Here is a 14,628-nt window from a genome sequence, read left to right as displayed (position 1 = left end):
GACCCCTAAACGGTTGATGTGTTATGCCCGAAAACAGGTGAGGCTATTTTTTACCGGTCGCCTCAAGATGCTGTTTTAATAAATTCTCGGGAGGTGGCGGAAGCTGTAAATAATAGCCTTGCTCCGTTAAGGCCGTTTTAACTTTTTCCAGATCGGCGTTAACCAGTTTCTTACGACCGTCGAGCGGCAGCAGCATCGCCAGCTGAGGTCGGCCAAAGCTCTTCATTAATTCTTCTGGCACGCGGGAAAAATCGTCTTTCTTTTCGACATAAAGATAGGTCTGGTCGCGGCTTGTACTTCTGTAGATCACACAAAACATGTTTTTACTCTGAATTCATAGGTGGTTGCTTGCCTCAATATACTCCTGACTATAACATGCCTGATACTCTTCGGAATATCGCAGCGAGTGGTTGCGGTTAATAGCAAATTGAGTAAGGCCAGGATGTCAAACACGCCCATCGAGCTTAAAGGCAGTAGCTTCACCTTATCAGTGGTACATTTGCATGATGCAAAACCCGAGGTTATTCGTCAGGCGTTAGAAGACAAAATCGCTCAGGCTCCCGCCTTTCTGAAACACGCCCCTGTTGTTATCAATGTCAGCGGTCTGGAATCCCCGGTTAACTGGAAACAACTCCAGCAGGCCGTCTCCTCTACCGGTCTGCGCATTGTGGGCATCAGCGGCTGTAAAGATCCTGAGCTGAAAGCGGAAATCGACCGTGCGGGACTGCCTCTTCTGAACGAAGGCAAAGAAAAAGCCCCACGTGCGGCCCCCGTTGCCGTTGAAACGCCCCCACCTGCGGTACAAAACGTTACCGCCCTCACAAAAACGCGAATGATTGATGTGCCGGTTCGTTCCGGACAGCGCATTTATGCACCAAACTGTGATCTAATTGTTACAAGCCACGTCAGCGCTGGCGCTGAGCTGATTGCAGATGGCAATATTCACGTTTACGGTATGATGCGTGGGCGTGCACTCGCCGGGGCGAGTGGCGATCGGGACGCACAAATATTTTGTACTCACCTGACTGCGGAACTGGTGTCCATCGCAGGTGAATATTGGCTGAGCGACAAGATCCCAGCCGAATTTTATGGCAAAGCGGCTCGTCTGCGACTGGCAGACGACGCGTTGACCGTTCAACCGTTGAATTGATCCCTTTTTAACAAGGAATTTCTATGGCACGCATTATTGTTGTTACTTCGGGTAAAGGAGGCGTTGGCAAGACCACCTCCAGCGCGGCCATCGCTACTGGTTTGGCCCAGAAGGGAAAGAAAACCGTCGTTATCGATTTCGATATCGGTCTGCGTAACCTCGACCTGATTATGGGTTGTGAACGTCGCGTCGTGTATGACTTCGTAAACGTGATTCAGGGCGATGCCACCCTTAACCAGGCGCTGATTAAAGACAAGCGCACCGAGAACCTTTATATCCTCCCGGCCTCTCAGACGCGTGACAAAGACGCCCTGACCCGCGAAGGGGTTGAAAAGGTGCTCGATGAGCTGAAAAAAATGGAGTTCGACTTCATTGTCTGTGACTCCCCTGCCGGTATCGAAACCGGTGCCCTGATGGCGCTCTATTTCGCTGATGAAGCGATCATCACCACGAACCCTGAAGTGTCATCCGTCCGTGACTCTGACCGCATTCTCGGGATCCTCGCATCCAAATCCCGCCGTGCGGAAAATGGCGAAGATCCGATTAAAGAGCACCTGCTGCTGACCCGCTATAACCCGGGCCGCGTAAACAAAGGTGACATGCTGAGCATGGAAGACGTGCTGGAGATCCTGCGCATTAAACTGGTGGGCGTCATCCCGGAAGACCAGTCCGTGCTGCGCGCCTCTAACCAGGGCGAGCCAGTGATCCTTGATACAACAGCAGATGCCGGTAAAGCGTATGCGGATACGGTTGACCGTCTGCTGGGAGAAGAACGTCCTTTCCGCTTCATTGAAGAAGAGAAGAAAGGTTTCCTCAAACGCCTGTTCGGAGGATAAGTTATGGCATTACTGGACTTTTTTCTCTCGCGGAAAAAGAACACCGCCAACATCGCAAAAGAACGACTGCAAATCATCGTTGCGGAGCGTCGTCGTAGCGACGCCGAGCCTCACTACCTGCCGCAGCTGCGCAAGGACATCCTGGAAGTGATCTGCAAATATGTGCAGATTGACCCGGAGATGGTCACCGTGCAGCTGGAGCAAAAAGACGGGGATATTTCGATTCTGGAGCTGAACGTTACGCTCCCGGAAGCGGAAGAGTCGCGTCCGTAGTTTTTGATTTCGTAGCCCCGGTAAGCGCAGCGCCACCGGGGGAATATGCCGGGTATATCGCCCGGCATATTGATTATCGTGGATACCCTTCCAGCAACGTATTCAGGCGATCGGCCATCAATTCCCCGCGCCAGCCCGCCATCATTTCCGGTAAGCCATTCTGCGGTTTCAGCTTCCAGTGCCAGTTCAAAAGCTGGTTTATCTGACGACGTGATGCCAGCAATTCCGCACTCAGTTTGCTTTCTGCCGCCACAGCCTGCACCAGCGCTTTAATATCTTTAAACGCTTTACGATAGCCCGGCATATCCATCAGATTCAGCAGCGGCTCTGGCAGTGCGTCATCCGGTATCTGCTGCGCTTTGGCCACCAGCGCGAGCAGCGTTTTTCCGTGAAAGCGGATTTCGCTGCCTGAAAGCCCAATGCTGTCCAGCTCACCCATGCTGCCTGGCATATAGCGTGCGACCGCCCACAGGTGCTCTTCGCGTACCACAAAGTTAACGGCCAAATCGCGTTCGCGCGCTTTACGCAGGCGCCAGTCGGCTAATAATTGCAGACAGGCCAGCTGACGCGTACGCAGCTGCCACGCGTTGCTGATATCGCGCCAGGCCTCTTTCGGGTCAGCAATTTCCTGGCGACGCTGCTGCGTCATGCGGCACTCATCCAGAGCAGCAGGCAGCCAGCCGGAGGCTTCTGCCTCTTTCATCAGTTGTCCGGCAATCGGCAGCAGGTAAAACACATCTGCTGCAGCGTAATCCAGCTGACGCTCTGTGAGCGGGCGCGCCAGCCAGTCGGTACGGGATTCACTTTTATCCAGGGTCAGGCCGGTGTACTCCTCAACCATGGCGGCAAAGCCCCATGAAAGCGGACGATTGCTGAACGCGGCGAGGATCTGCGTGTCAATCAGCGGCTGCGGCATGATGCCAAACGTATTCAGAAAGACTTCCAGATCTTCACTGCCTGCGTGCAGGTATTTGGTGACCGCAGTATCAAGCAACAGGTCACGCATCGGCGTCCAGTCGGTAATGCCGAGCGGGTCAATCAGCGACACGTGTTTGCCGTCGTACATCTGAATCAAACCCAACTGCGGATAATACGTCCGGGTACGGACAAACTCGGTATCCAGGGCGATGGCAGGAAAGTCGCGCGTCACTTCGCACAGCGAAGCCAGCTCGTCGTTGGTCGTGATCATCTGGTAATTCAAAACGGTTTCTCTTTTGTTTGCGCCCATAAAAAACGCCGGCTAAACCGGCGTCTGGGCGATTAGCGTGAAGCTCAGGCCTTATTGTCCACTTTGGCACGGGCTTCGTCACGTAATTCTCGTCGTAATATCTTCCCGACGTTCGATTTCGGCAACTCATCGCGGAACTCCACCAGCTTCGGCACTTTATAGCCGGTGAGCTGACGGCGGCAGAACGTGATGAGCTCCTCCTCGGTAAGAGAGGCGTTTTTCTTCACCACAAAAATCTTCACTGCCTCGCCGCTGCTGCCGGAAGGTACGCCAACCGCGGCAACTTCAAGCACGCCGCTATGCTGCATCACCACATCTTCGATCTCATTCGGATAGACGTTAAATCCCGAGACGAGGATCATGTCTTTCTTACGATCGACAATGCGCAGGAAGCCCTCTTCGTCCATCACCGCGATATCACCGGTGTGCAGCCAGCCGTCTTTGATGATTTCGTCGGTGGCATCAGGACGCTGCCAGTAGCCCAGCATCACCTGTGGCCCTTTAACGCACAGTTCACCCGGCTCGCCCGGTGCAACTTCGTTGTCGTCATCATCCACCAGTTTGGCTTCCGTCGACGGTACGGGCAGGCCGATACTGCCGCTGTGATAGTCGATATCATGCGGATTGACGCTGACCAGCGGGGCGCATTCGGTCAGGCCATAGCCTTCGAGTAAATACTGGCCGGTGAGTTTCACCCAGCGCTCGGCCACCGCCTGCTGAACCGGCATTCCGCCGCCCGCAGAGAGGTGCAGCGTGGAGAAATCAAGCTGCTGGAACTCTTTGTTATTAAGCAGCGCGTTAAACAGGGTATTGACCCCGGTCATGGCGGTGAACGGGTACTTCGCCAGCTCTTTAACCAGCCCCGGAATGTCGCGTGGGTTGGTGATCAGCACGTTCTGACCGCCGAGCTCAATGAACAGCAGGCAGTTCATGGTCAGCGCGAAAATGTGATAAAGCGGAAGCGCGGTGATGACCACCTCTTTGCCCGGATGCAGCAGCGGCCCGTAGGTCGCATTCACCTGCTCAAGGTTCGCCAGCATATTGCGGTGAGTCAGCATGGCGCCTTTGGCCACGCCGGTAGTGCCACCGGTGTACTGCAGGAACGCAAGATCCTCTGACACCACTTCCGGTTTGACGTATTGCATACGATACCCGGCATGCAGTGCGCGGCGGAAGGAGATGGCATCCGGCAGATGGTATTTCGGTACCAGACGTTTAATGTATTTGACGACAAAGTTAACCAGCGTGCCCTTGGCGGTGGAGAGCTGATCCCCCATGCGCGTCAGGATGACGTGTTTCACCTGGGTTCTGTCGACCACTTTCTCCAGCGTGTGGGCAAAGTTTGAGACGATCACAATTGCGGTCGCACCGCTGTCGTTCAGCTGATGCTCCAGCTCACGAGGGGTGTAGAGCGGGTTGACGTTGACGACAATCATCCCGGCCCGCAGGATACCAAATAACGCGACCGGGTATTGCAGCAGGTTCGGCATCATCAGCGCGACGCGATCCCCTTTTTGCAGCCCCAGCCCTTCCTGCAAATAGGCCGCGAACGCCCGACTCCGCTCCTCAAGCTTACGGAACGTCATCACCTCACCCATATTGATAAACGCGGGCTGATCGGCGTAACGCCTTACCGAGTGTTCAAATAATTCAACCAGGGATTGATAACGGTCAGGATTGATCTCCGCAGGCACATCTGCGGGATAACGGTTAAGCCAAACCTTGTTCAATGCATCACCTCTGAATTGAGTGTTCGTCGTCATCACAACCCCGATAATAAACAGTTTGTTAACATTATATTAACTCAGCGTACCAGTTTATTAATTGCCCAGATTTAAGGTTGCGAAGCGCGTCACTTTTTTTTTTCGTTTTAGCCGTAAAAAAACAGAGACAGCGGCTGAGCCGCTGTCTCTTTTCTAACAATAACAGTAAGTTACTCAGTAACGATCGTCTGTACCTGCGCCGGACCCGGGTTATACCAGCCCCAGCCGGGGTAGCCGTAACGATACGGGTGTGGGCCCCACATCCACGGATCGACAGGCTGAGGCGGCATGATCACCTGCTGTGTCAGCCGCCAGCGTTTGTAGCCGTTAACCTGCATGGTCATAAATTTGTAAGGCGTTGTGCCGATTTTGCCCTGTGTCGTGCCGGTAATCGGCCCGACGACGGTCACCAGCTGTCCACGGAAATCAACCGGGTCGAGGAAGCCGCTGACATCGGCAAAAATGCGCCCGCGCGAGGTTTCGCCGAGGATCGGCCGCGCGCCGCTATCCAGTGGCACGGTGGCGATCTCCAGCCGGGTTTTCCCCTGCTGGTTTTGCACCTCAATCACCTTCCCGCCGAAGCGTGCTTCCTGACCGACGTAAAGCTCAGGGGCATTCATCACGCGAACCAGATCCTGCTGTGGCGTAGGGCTACTGCCCTTAATCGCATCAGGAACGGAAACGCATCCGCTCAGTGCTATGGCCACAGCGCCTGCCATAATTAGGCGTACTACTTTAGTCTGAACCGCCATGATGCGACTCCTTTTTCTCAGTTCCTGTTACTGAGATTCACTCGCGGCCTGGAAGTTTCTTCCACGCGACGGTGTTTCGCAAATAAACCGGCTCGGCATGTTCAACAGCCACGGTTTTTCCTGCTGCGAGCAGCTGGCAGGCCAGAGGAAGCATATCCTCTGCGGCAGGCAGAAGCATATTGCCGTCCACCAGCGTTACGCCGGTACCGTTTGCCATGTCAGGCCATGCCGCCCAACCGGTCCCTACCGTCGCCCACTCACCGGAGAGGTTCTGCAACCGTTCGGTTACCGCTTCCGGCTTGAGCACCGCTTCCGTCTCTTCGCCGTGCCACACGCCCTGCTCGTCGCGGGTGTATTCAGCCCAGTAGACTTCGCCCATGCGGGCATCAATCGCTGCCAGCACACGGGTAGCACCGGTCATACGCCACGCGCCCTGCGCCATCGTCGCCAGGGTGGAAACACCGATCATCGGCAGGTCAGCGCCAAGCGCCAGCCCCTGCGCAATACCGATCCCAATGCGTACACCCGTAAAGCTGCCGGGGCCACGGCCAAAGGCCAGCGCATCGAGGTCGGTTAAGGTGGTGTTGCCCTGGGTCAAAATCGCTTTCACCAGGGGCAGAATACGTTGGGTGTGTTCTCGTGGGCACTCTTCGAAATGAGCAGAAATAGCACCGTCGTTCCACAGAGCAACGGAACACGCCTCTGTAGCGGTATCAATAGCCAGAATTCGCATCAGTCGTCGCGCTCTCGCAATGGTCAGTCACAAAATGGCGCGCATCTTAGCACACTCCCGGGCAAATTACTCCGCCGTTGGGTTGGCCAGGAAGCGAACCGCGCGTTTAATGTCCCGCGTACGCGGCGCGGGCGGCAGGCTGGCAAGGAAGGTCGCACCGTAGGGGCGCATCACCAGCCGGTTATCACAGATTACGAGCACGCCGCGGTCGTCCACGTCGCGGATCAGGCGTCCTACCCCCTGCTTGAGGGTGATCACCGCGTCCGGCAGCTGTACCTCGTCGAAAGGATCGCCTCCGCGCAGACGGCAGTCTTCCATTCGCGCTTTGAGCAGCGGATCGTCCGGCGAGGTAAAAGGCAGTTTATCGATAATCACCAGCGACAGGGTATCACCCCGCACGTCCACGCCTTCCCAGAAACTGCTGGTTGCCACCAGAAGCGCATTCCCGGCACTGACAAACTGCTGTAACAGTTGCCCTTTGCTGGTTTCCCCCTGCAGCAGGACAGGCAAGGTCATGGTGGCGCGGAACTGTTCTGCCAGGTCGCGCATCATGGCGTGAGAGGTGCAGAGCATAAAGCAGCGGCCATTGTTGGCCTCAATCATCGGCTTCAGCATGGCTGCCAACAGGCGTGCGGCGCCGGGCTGGTTGGGTAACGGCAGATTACGCGGCACGCAGAGCAGCGCCTGTTTTTCATAATCAAACGGGCTCGGCAGCAGCAGTGACTCCGCCTGTTCAATCCCGAGACGCTCGGTGAAGTGGTGCAGATCGTCATTCACCGACAGGGTCGCGGAGGTAAATATCCAGCTCCCCGGTTTTTGCGCCATCACCTCTTTGAATTTGTCTGCCACCGTCAGCGGCGTAAGCGCCAGGGTGAAATGACGCGAGGTGCATTCATACCAGTAGCTGTACCCCGGCTGGTTGATCTCCTTCAGCCGTTTCAGCCGCCCACGATAGAGCGTGGCGCGCTCGAAGGCAGCGTCCAGAAGCGCAGAACGGCCAAGCGACAGTTTCGCCACGTCGTAACAGAGTTCCAGCGCGTCATCCAGCAGCAGTAGCGCACGCTGGATATTATTGTCCGCCAGCAGCTCGCGCAAATTGCCGCGGTAGCCCGGCTCGCCAAGCTGCAGGCGAAAATCCTGCGCGCTTTGCGCGAGGCGATCGGCACATTTTTGCAGCTGCTGGGTATCTTTTAATTCAGTGCGATAAGCAATGGTGAAATCTTTCGCCAGATCCAGCAGCTGGCGGCTGGAGAGCGACTGGCCGAAATACTGGCTGGCGATATCCGGAAGCTGATGGGCTTCGTCGAAGATCATCACTTCCGCTTCAGGAATAAGTTCGCCAAAACCGCTGTCTTTCACCACCATATCCGCGAGAAACAGATGGTGGTTGACCACCACCACATCTGCATCCATCGCGGTTTTACGCGCTTTGACCACAAAACAGTCTTTATACAGCGGGCAGTCGCTGCCCAGGCAGTTGTCATTGGTGCTGGTCACCAGCGGCCAGGCGGGAGAGTCTTCCGCCACGCTCGCGCAGGTGCTGATATCCCCCTCTTCCGTCTGGTTAGCCCAGGCGCGAAGGATGATCACATCACTCAGGGTCTGCACCGGCAGGTCGCCGCCCGCCAGCGCCTGCTGTTCAAGACGCTCCAGGCAGAGATAGTTGGAGCGCCCTTTCAGCAACGCCAGCCGCCCTTTGTATTTCAGCGCTTTTGCCACCGTCGGCAAATCACGGCTGTAGAGCTGATCCTGCAACGCCTTCGAGCCGGTAGAGATGATCACCTTCTTTTTCGCGCGCAGCGCCGGTGCAAGGTAAGCGTAGGTTTTTCCCGTGCCGGTTCCGGCCTCGACCACCAGCGGCTGTGCCTTATCGATGGCGCGAGCGACGGCATGCGCCATCTGACGCTGCGGTTCACGCGGTTTAAAACCGGGAATAGCCTGTGCTAACTGCCCTTCAGGGGAAAAATCGTCTGCCACGGTGTTCTCTCACTGTATTTTTGCACAGGGATTATGTCAGCCCATCCTCTCCTGTGCCACCCCAAATAGTGACGACGGCGAAACAATATGGCAGTCTTGCCGCCTGATGACGAAAGTAACGAGGAAACGTTTATGACAATTGTGCGCATTGATGCCGAAGCCCGCTGGTCTGATGTAGTCATTCATAACCAGACGCTCTATTACACTGGCGTGCCGTCCAATCTGGATGCGGATGCCTTTGAACAAACAGCTGACACCCTGGCGCAGATCGATGCGGTGCTGGAAAAGCAAGGCAGCGACAAATCGCGTATTCTGGACGCCACCATTTTCCTGGCGAATAAAGACGATTTTGCGGCCATGAACAAAGCCTGGGATGCGTGGGTGGTGGCGGGTCACGCGCCTGTACGTTGTACCGTACAGGCCACGCTGATGAAGCCGGAATACAAGGTAGAGATTAAGATTATCGCGGCTGTGTAAGCCGGTTACTCTTCATCTTCATCCTCGAAACGCGCCACGATCCGCTCGCCGGTATGGGTGGCGCGAAGTTCTTCCGCCACCTGAGAAATGGCCTGCCCGCTGCTCATCCCCTGGGACATCAGCTCCTGGATCCGCTCAACCGCTTTCTGCTGTTGCTCGTGGCTCAGAGAAGGTAAACCTGCAAACATCGTCAACTCCTGCTAAATTATTCGCGCTAATTATTTCACGCTGCCCGGTAGTATGCCACACATGAACATGCGCTTCCCCACTGTTATTACCCTGCCGTGGCGTACTGACGCCGCTGAATTCTGGTTTGCTCGTCTGAGCCATCTTCCCTGGGCGATGCTGCTGCATTCCGGCCATGCGGACCATCCTTACAGCCGCTTCGACATTGTGGTTGCTGACCCGGTGCGCACGGTGACATCCGAAAACCAGCCCTCCACGCACGATCCGCTGATCAAGCTTCAGGAGGCTATCGACGAGCTGGGTTTGTCTGCCACGCCGAACCCGGATCTTCCCTTCCAGGGCGGTGCGCTGGGCGTGTTTGGCTATGACCTTGGTCGCCGCTTTGAAACGCTGCCTTCCGTTGCAAAGGCGGATATTCCACTGCCGGATATGGCGGTGGGACTTTACGACTGGGCGCTGATTGTCGATCACCATAAACAGGTGGTCTCCCTGCTCAGCCATTCGGATGTGGAGGCACGCCTGGCCTGGCTGAACGCGCAGCAGCCCGCAGCCGCGCCGGATTTCCGTCTGACCTCTGCGTGGCGTTCAAACATGACCCCGCAGACCTATGCGGAAAAATTCGCACGCGTACAGGCATATCTGCAAAGCGGCGATTGTTATCAGGTGAACCTTGCCCAGCGCTTCCAGGCGACGTATCAGGGCGATGAATGGCAGGCCTTTACCCGCCTCAATGCCAGCAACCGGGCACCGTTCAGTGCGTTTATCCGTCTCGATCAGGGCGCGATCCTGAGTCTTTCGCCTGAGCGGTTTATTCATCTGGCGGAAGGCAAGATCCAGACACGCCCGATTAAAGGGACCTTGCCGCGCCTGAGCGATCCGGCTGCCGACCGCCAGCAGGCGGAAAAGCTCGCCGCGTCACCGAAGGACCGCGCCGAAAATTTAATGATTGTCGACCTGATGCGCAACGACATTGGCCGGGTGGCGGTACCGGGCAGCGTTCGCGTGCCGGAGCTGTTCGTCGTCGAGCCTTTCCCGGCGGTGCACCATCTGGTCAGCACCATTACCGCACAGCTGCCGGCTTCGCGTACCCCCTGCGATCTTCTGCGCGCCGCGTTCCCGGGTGGCTCCATCACCGGCGCGCCAAAAGTGCGGGCGATGGAGATTATCGATGAGCTGGAACCGCACCGTCGCAACGCCTGGTGCGGCAGCATTGGCTACGTTAGCGTCTGCGGCACGCTGGATACCAGCATCACTATTCGCACCCTGACGGCCTGCGACGGCCAGCTTTACTGTTCCGCAGGCGGCGGGATTGTTGCTGACAGCCAGGTCGAGGCGGAATATCAGGAAACCTTTGATAAAGTTAACCGTATCCTGCAACAACTGGAGAACTGACGGGTGGAGAGAGAGAACCTGACGCTGGATGATTTTCTGTCGCGCTTTCAGCTTTTGCGGCCACAGGTGAGCCGCGAAGCGCTTAATCAACGTCAGGCGGCGGTGCTGATCCCCGTGGTGCGTCGTGAGCAGCCCGGTTTGCTGCTGACCCAGCGCTCCCCTCATTTACGCAAACATGCCGGTCAGGTCGCTTTCCCCGGCGGCGCGGTAGACAGCAGCGATGCCTCGCTGATTGCCGCGGCGCTGCGTGAAGCGCAGGAAGAGGTGGCTATCCCACCGGAGGCCGTCGAGATTGTCGGCGTCCTCCCGCCGGTGGACAGCGTGACCGGTTTCCAGGTGACGCCGGTGGTGGGCATTATCCCGCCCGGCCTTCAGTATCACGCCAGTGTTGATGAGGTGTCTGCGGTGTTTGAAATGCCACTAGAAGAAGCCCTTCGCCTCAGTCGCTATCACCCGCTGGATATTCAGCGCCGTGGGCACGATCATCGGGTCTGGTTGTCCTGGTATCAGCATTATTTTGTCTGGGGCATGACGGCGGGCATCATTCGTGAACTGGCTCTGCAAATCGGCCTGAAGCCTTGACTATACTTTACATTCCACCCTCTTTTGTCAGGTTTGCGATCGGCGTCGCGCTATTAGCAAAACCATCGTTAACCATTAGTTTAATTCATGTGAATAGTTAAGCCGAGGTCGATGTTCCCTCTTACACTATGCGCAGTTATAACATCGTTACTGGAACCCCGGTAACCCTGTCAGGAGTGTGAAAGTGATTAGTATATTCGACATGTTCAAAGTGGGAATTGGCCCTTCGTCTTCCCATACTGTTGGGCCGATGAAGGCCGGTAAACAGTTCGTCGATGATCTGGTCGAAAAAGGATTACTGGAAAGCGTTACTCGTGTCGCCGTGGATGTCTACGGCTCACTGTCATTAACGGGTAAAGGCCACCACACCGATATCGCCATTATTATGGGTCTGGCGGGCAATATGCCGGACACTGTAGATATTGATGCCATCCCGGCATTCATCCGTGACGTGGAAGCGCGCGGTCGTCTGCTGCTGGCTAACGGCCAGCACGAAGTGGATTTCCCGCAGGATGACGGGATGCGTTTTCGTAGCGACAACCTGCCGCTGCATGAAAACGGCATGACCATCCATGCCTGGAACGGCGAGAAAGAGATTTACAGCAAAACGTACTACTCCATCGGCGGTGGATTTATCGTGGATGAAGAGCATTTCGGTAAAGAGAGCACTGGCGACGTCAACGTGCCGTATCCTTTCAAATCGGCCACCGAGATGTTGGGTTATTGCAAAGAGACCGGCCTGTCGCTGTCCGGCATGGTGATGCAGAACGAACTGGCACTGCACAGCAAAAAAGAGATCGAAGACTATTTTGCAAACGTATGGCAGACCATGCGCGCCTGTATCGATCGCGGGATGAACACCGAAGGTGTGCTGCCGGGTCCGCTGCGCGTACCACGTCGTGCCTCTGCCCTGCGCCGCATGCTGGTGACCACCGATAAATTCTCCAACGACCCGATGAACGTGGTCGACTGGGTGAATATGTTCGCTCTGGCGGTTAACGAAGAAAACGCTGCCGGTGGCCGCGTGGTGACGGCACCCACCAACGGTGCGTGCGGTATTGTTCCGGCGGTGCTGGCTTATTACGATCACTTTATTGAACCTGTTACGCCAGATATCTACATCCGTTACTTCCTGGCGGCAGGAGCCATCGGTGCCCTGTACAAAATGAACGCCTCTATCTCTGGCGCTGAAGTAGGATGCCAGGGTGAAGTGGGTGTGGCCTGTTCCATGGCGGCCGCTGGTCTGGCTGAACTGCTGGGCGCAAGCCCTGAGCAGGTTTGCGTGGCGGCGGAGATCGGTATGGAACATAACCTGGGCCTGACCTGTGACCCGGTTGCCGGGCAGGTGCAGGTACCGTGCATTGAGCGTAACGCCATTGCGTCGGTGAAAGCGATTAACGCCTCCCGTATGGCAATGCGCCGTACCAGCGAGCCTCGCGTGTCGCTGGATAAAGTTATTGAGACCATGTACGAAACCGGTAAAGACATGAACGCGAAGTACCGTGAGACTTCCCGTGGTGGTCTGGCCATTAAGGTACAGTGCGACTAATACCTCCCCTCGCCCATCTGCAACGGATGGGCGAAATTTCCTTCTGATTCTCGTCGCCTTTCACTTTCCCCACTACACTTTCACTGTTGCGTCTGGCTTTTGGGGCTGGAGGTGTATCAGGCGACCGTTCATGCAAACCGCACAAACGATCATTAAAAACTATCGCCGAAAACGCGTTATCGTCTGCGTGACGGTTGCGCTCCTTACGCTCATCCTGACGTTGGGCATTCGATTTATTTCACAGCGCAATGTTAATCAACAACGCATTGTCGATTTCGCCAGCCATACCGTTCGCTCACTTGAAAACGTCCTGCTTTCCCTGGATAACCGCCGACCGGAGTTGTTGGATCTTGTCGGCCAGCCGTGCCCGCAGGCGCATCTGACTCTGCGTAAGCAGGCCGCCATTTTACAGACCGTCCGCTCGATTACCCTGATTAAAGAGGGGATCCTCTACTGCTCCAGTATTTTTGGCAGTCGCGCCGTCCCGGTTCATGAATTATTTCCCGAACTGCCGTCAGGTCTGCCAAAACTGATTTTATCGACCGATAAGTGGCTGCTTAAAGGCAGCCCTATTCTTATCCAGTGGCACCCGACGTCACAACGCGGTGAAGAGGGGGTGATGGAGGTGATCAATATCGATCTCATCACCAGAATGATCCTTGAGCCGCCCCGCCCGCTTATCACTGACGTGGCGTTAACCGTGGGAGATCGCTCTTTACGCTACGGTCAAGGTATTACCGACGCGCTGAAGTTTAATGAGGCTGACTCGCGAATAGAGGAAGTCTCTACACGCTTTCCATTTACCATCACGGTCAGTGGGCCGGGTCCTGGCGCGCTGGCACTTAAAAGCCTGCCGGCACAGCTGCCGCTGGGGTTAATGCTGAGCCTGGTTCTGGGGTATCTGGCCTGGCTGGCCACAGCAAACCGGATGAGCTTCACGTGGGAAATCGATATGGGGATTGCGGCGCGGGAATTTGAGCTGTTCTGTCAGCCGCTGGTGAATGCCCGTACGCAGGAGTGTATCGGCGTGGAAATTCTTCTGCGCTGGAACAACCCGCGTCAGGGTTGGATCTCCCCGGAAGTGTTCGTCCCTCTGGCAGAAGAACATAACCTGATTGTTCCCCTGACCCGCTACGTGATTGCCGAGACGGTTCGCCAGATAGGCTACTTCCCCTCCCACCCGGGCTTTCACATCGGTATTAACGTGGCGGCCAGCCACTTCCGTCACGCCGTGCTACTTCAGGATCTGAACCGTTACTGGTTCAGTGCAAACCCGAGCCAGCGGCTGGTTATCGAACTTACCGAGCGTGACGCGCTGGTCGATGCAGATTATCGCATCGTGCGCGAGCTGCATCGCAAAGGGGTCAAACTGGCTATCGACGATTTTGGTACCGGGAACAGTTCGCTCTCCTGGCTTGAAAAGCTTCATCCTGACGTACTGAAAATCGACCAGTCCTTTACCACCGCCATTGGAACCGATGCCGTGAACTCAACGGTGACAGATATCATTATTGCGCTGGGTCAGCGGCTGAATATTGAGCTGGTTGCGGAAGGGGTCGAAACGGAGGAGCAGGCGCGCTACTTACGCCGACACGGTGTTCATACTCTGCAGGGGTATTTCTATGCGCGGCCGATGCCGCTGCGGGATTTTCCACAATGGCTGGCGGAGAGTTCACCTCCGCCAGCGCATCATAACGGGCACATCGTGCCCTTAATGCCGTTGCGTTAAG

General features: G+C 56.1%; 15 protein-coding genes. 8 read left to right on the top strand and 7 right to left on the bottom strand.

Annotated elements, in window-relative coordinates; genetic code table 11:
- Window positions 1-43: 43 nt before the first annotated feature.
- The gene (locus ACOTZF_RS13345; RefSeq protein ID WP_013096146.1) at window positions 44-319 is read right to left on the bottom strand and encodes a YcgL domain-containing protein; all 276 of its coding nucleotides are present in this window, start codon (window positions 317-319) and stop codon (window positions 44-46) included.
- A 123-nt stretch (window positions 320-442) separates the two neighbouring features.
- Between ACOTZF_RS13345 and minC the strand changes: the two genes are divergently transcribed.
- Genes minC through minE form a run of 3 tightly spaced genes read left to right on the top strand, consistent with a single transcriptional unit; the run spans window position 443 to window position 2,259 of the window.
- Complete coding sequence (gene minC / locus ACOTZF_RS13340) at window positions 443-1,150, top strand: septum site-determining protein MinC (protein ID WP_129252455.1); 708 nt, start codon at window positions 443-445, stop codon at window positions 1,148-1,150.
- A gap of 23 nt (window positions 1,151-1,173) precedes the next feature.
- Window positions 1,174-1,986, top strand: a complete 813-nt coding sequence (minD, locus tag ACOTZF_RS13335; protein ID WP_013096144.1) for a septum site-determining protein MinD — start codon at window positions 1,174-1,176, stop codon at window positions 1,984-1,986.
- 3 nt (window positions 1,987-1,989) lie between these two features.
- Window positions 1,990-2,259, top strand: coding sequence for a cell division topological specificity factor MinE (minE, locus tag ACOTZF_RS13330; protein ID WP_008500504.1), 270 nt, complete (start codon window positions 1,990-1,992; stop codon window positions 2,257-2,259).
- A 73-nt stretch (window positions 2,260-2,332) separates the two neighbouring features.
- Here minE and rnd read toward each other — a convergent pair whose 3' ends face one another.
- From rnd to ACOTZF_RS13305, 5 genes are all read right to left on the bottom strand, one after another.
- Complete coding sequence (rnd, locus tag ACOTZF_RS13325; RefSeq protein ID WP_029882295.1) at window positions 2,333-3,460, bottom strand: ribonuclease D; 1,128 nt, start codon at window positions 3,458-3,460, stop codon at window positions 2,333-2,335.
- A gap of 71 nt (window positions 3,461-3,531) precedes the next feature.
- A complete protein-coding gene (gene fadD / locus ACOTZF_RS13320; protein WP_072193822.1) occupies window positions 3,532-5,217 on the bottom strand; it encodes a long-chain-fatty-acid--CoA ligase FadD in 1,686 nt (561 codons plus the stop codon).
- Between the two features lie 203 nt (window positions 5,218-5,420).
- Window positions 5,421-6,002 (bottom strand): Slp family lipoprotein, encoded by a 582-nt coding sequence (locus ACOTZF_RS13315; protein ID WP_013096141.1) that lies wholly within the window; start codon window positions 6,000-6,002, stop codon window positions 5,421-5,423.
- Window positions 6,003-6,039: 37 nt separating this feature from the next.
- Entirely contained in the window at window positions 6,040-6,735 is a 696-nt protein-coding gene (tsaB, locus tag ACOTZF_RS13310) for a tRNA (adenosine(37)-N6)-threonylcarbamoyltransferase complex dimerization subunit type 1 TsaB (protein WP_013096140.1), read from the bottom strand.
- A gap of 66 nt (window positions 6,736-6,801) precedes the next feature.
- A complete protein-coding gene (locus ACOTZF_RS13305) occupies window positions 6,802-8,712 on the bottom strand; it encodes an ATP-dependent DNA helicase (protein ID WP_013096139.1) in 1,911 nt (636 codons plus the stop codon).
- A gap of 132 nt (window positions 8,713-8,844) precedes the next feature.
- Between ACOTZF_RS13305 and ACOTZF_RS13300 the strand changes: the two genes are divergently transcribed.
- Window positions 8,845-9,189, top strand: a complete 345-nt coding sequence (locus ACOTZF_RS13300; RefSeq protein WP_013096138.1) for a RidA family protein — start codon at window positions 8,845-8,847, stop codon at window positions 9,187-9,189.
- A gap of 5 nt (window positions 9,190-9,194) precedes the next feature.
- On the opposite strand, the gene ACOTZF_RS13295 is transcribed toward ACOTZF_RS13300, so the two are convergent.
- Complete coding sequence (locus ACOTZF_RS13295) at window positions 9,195-9,377, bottom strand: YoaH family protein (protein ID WP_008500497.1); 183 nt, start codon at window positions 9,375-9,377, stop codon at window positions 9,195-9,197.
- 61 nt (window positions 9,378-9,438) lie between these two features.
- Between ACOTZF_RS13295 and pabB the strand changes: the two genes are divergently transcribed.
- From pabB to ACOTZF_RS13275, 4 genes are all read left to right on the top strand, one after another.
- Window positions 9,439-10,767 carry an aminodeoxychorismate synthase component 1 gene (gene pabB / locus ACOTZF_RS13290; protein ID WP_047023049.1) on the top strand — a complete coding sequence of 443 codons (1,329 nt, stop codon included), beginning with the start codon at window positions 9,439-9,441 and terminating at the stop codon, window positions 10,765-10,767.
- Window positions 10,768-10,770: 3 nt separating this feature from the next.
- Complete coding sequence (locus ACOTZF_RS13285) at window positions 10,771-11,349, top strand: CoA pyrophosphatase (protein ID WP_013096136.1); 579 nt, start codon at window positions 10,771-10,773, stop codon at window positions 11,347-11,349.
- A gap of 184 nt (window positions 11,350-11,533) precedes the next feature.
- Window positions 11,534-12,898, top strand: coding sequence for an L-serine ammonia-lyase (gene sdaA / locus ACOTZF_RS13280; protein WP_038419892.1), 1,365 nt, complete (start codon window positions 11,534-11,536; stop codon window positions 12,896-12,898).
- Between the two features lie 130 nt (window positions 12,899-13,028).
- Window positions 13,029-14,627: an EAL domain-containing protein gene (locus tag ACOTZF_RS13275; protein ID WP_062728719.1), complete on the top strand. Its 1,599-nt coding sequence runs from the start codon at window positions 13,029-13,031 to the stop codon at window positions 14,625-14,627.
- Window position 14,628: the final 1 nt, after the last annotated feature.

This window comes from Enterobacter cloacae complex sp. SHL021 (genome assembly GCF_049237765.1).
GTDB classification, from domain to species: domain Bacteria; phylum Pseudomonadota; class Gammaproteobacteria; order Enterobacterales; family Enterobacteriaceae; genus Enterobacter; species Enterobacter cloacae.
The sequence above is the reverse complement of the archived record's forward strand: the minus strand, read 5'-3'. Positions and strand labels throughout refer to the sequence as shown.

What these genes read in the sequence shown, in the direction of transcription:
- tsaB (WP_013096140.1), bottom strand. Translation starts at nt 6,735, where the DNA reads ATGCGAATTCTGGCTATTGATACCGCTACAGAGGCGTGTTCCGTTGCT.
- minC (WP_129252455.1), top strand. Translation starts at nt 443, where the DNA reads ATGTCAAACACGCCCATCGAGCTTAAAGGCAGTAGCTTCACCTTATCA.
- ACOTZF_RS13315 (WP_013096141.1), bottom strand. Translation starts at nt 6,002, where the DNA reads ATGGCGGTTCAGACTAAAGTAGTACGCCTAATTATGGCAGGCGCTGTG.
- ACOTZF_RS13275 (WP_062728719.1), top strand. Translation starts at nt 13,029, where the DNA reads ATGCAAACCGCACAAACGATCATTAAAAACTATCGCCGAAAACGCGTT.
- ACOTZF_RS13345 (WP_013096146.1), bottom strand. Translation starts at nt 319, where the DNA reads ATGTTTTGTGTGATCTACAGAAGTACAAGCCGCGACCAGACCTATCTT.
- ACOTZF_RS13295 (WP_008500497.1), bottom strand. Translation starts at nt 9,377, where the DNA reads ATGTTTGCAGGTTTACCTTCTCTGAGCCACGAGCAACAGCAGAAAGCG.
- minE (WP_008500504.1), top strand. Translation starts at nt 1,990, where the DNA reads ATGGCATTACTGGACTTTTTTCTCTCGCGGAAAAAGAACACCGCCAAC.
- minD (WP_013096144.1), top strand. Translation starts at nt 1,174, where the DNA reads ATGGCACGCATTATTGTTGTTACTTCGGGTAAAGGAGGCGTTGGCAAG.
- ACOTZF_RS13300 (WP_013096138.1), top strand. Translation starts at nt 8,845, where the DNA reads ATGACAATTGTGCGCATTGATGCCGAAGCCCGCTGGTCTGATGTAGTC.
- pabB (WP_047023049.1), top strand. Translation starts at nt 9,439, where the DNA reads ATGAACATGCGCTTCCCCACTGTTATTACCCTGCCGTGGCGTACTGAC.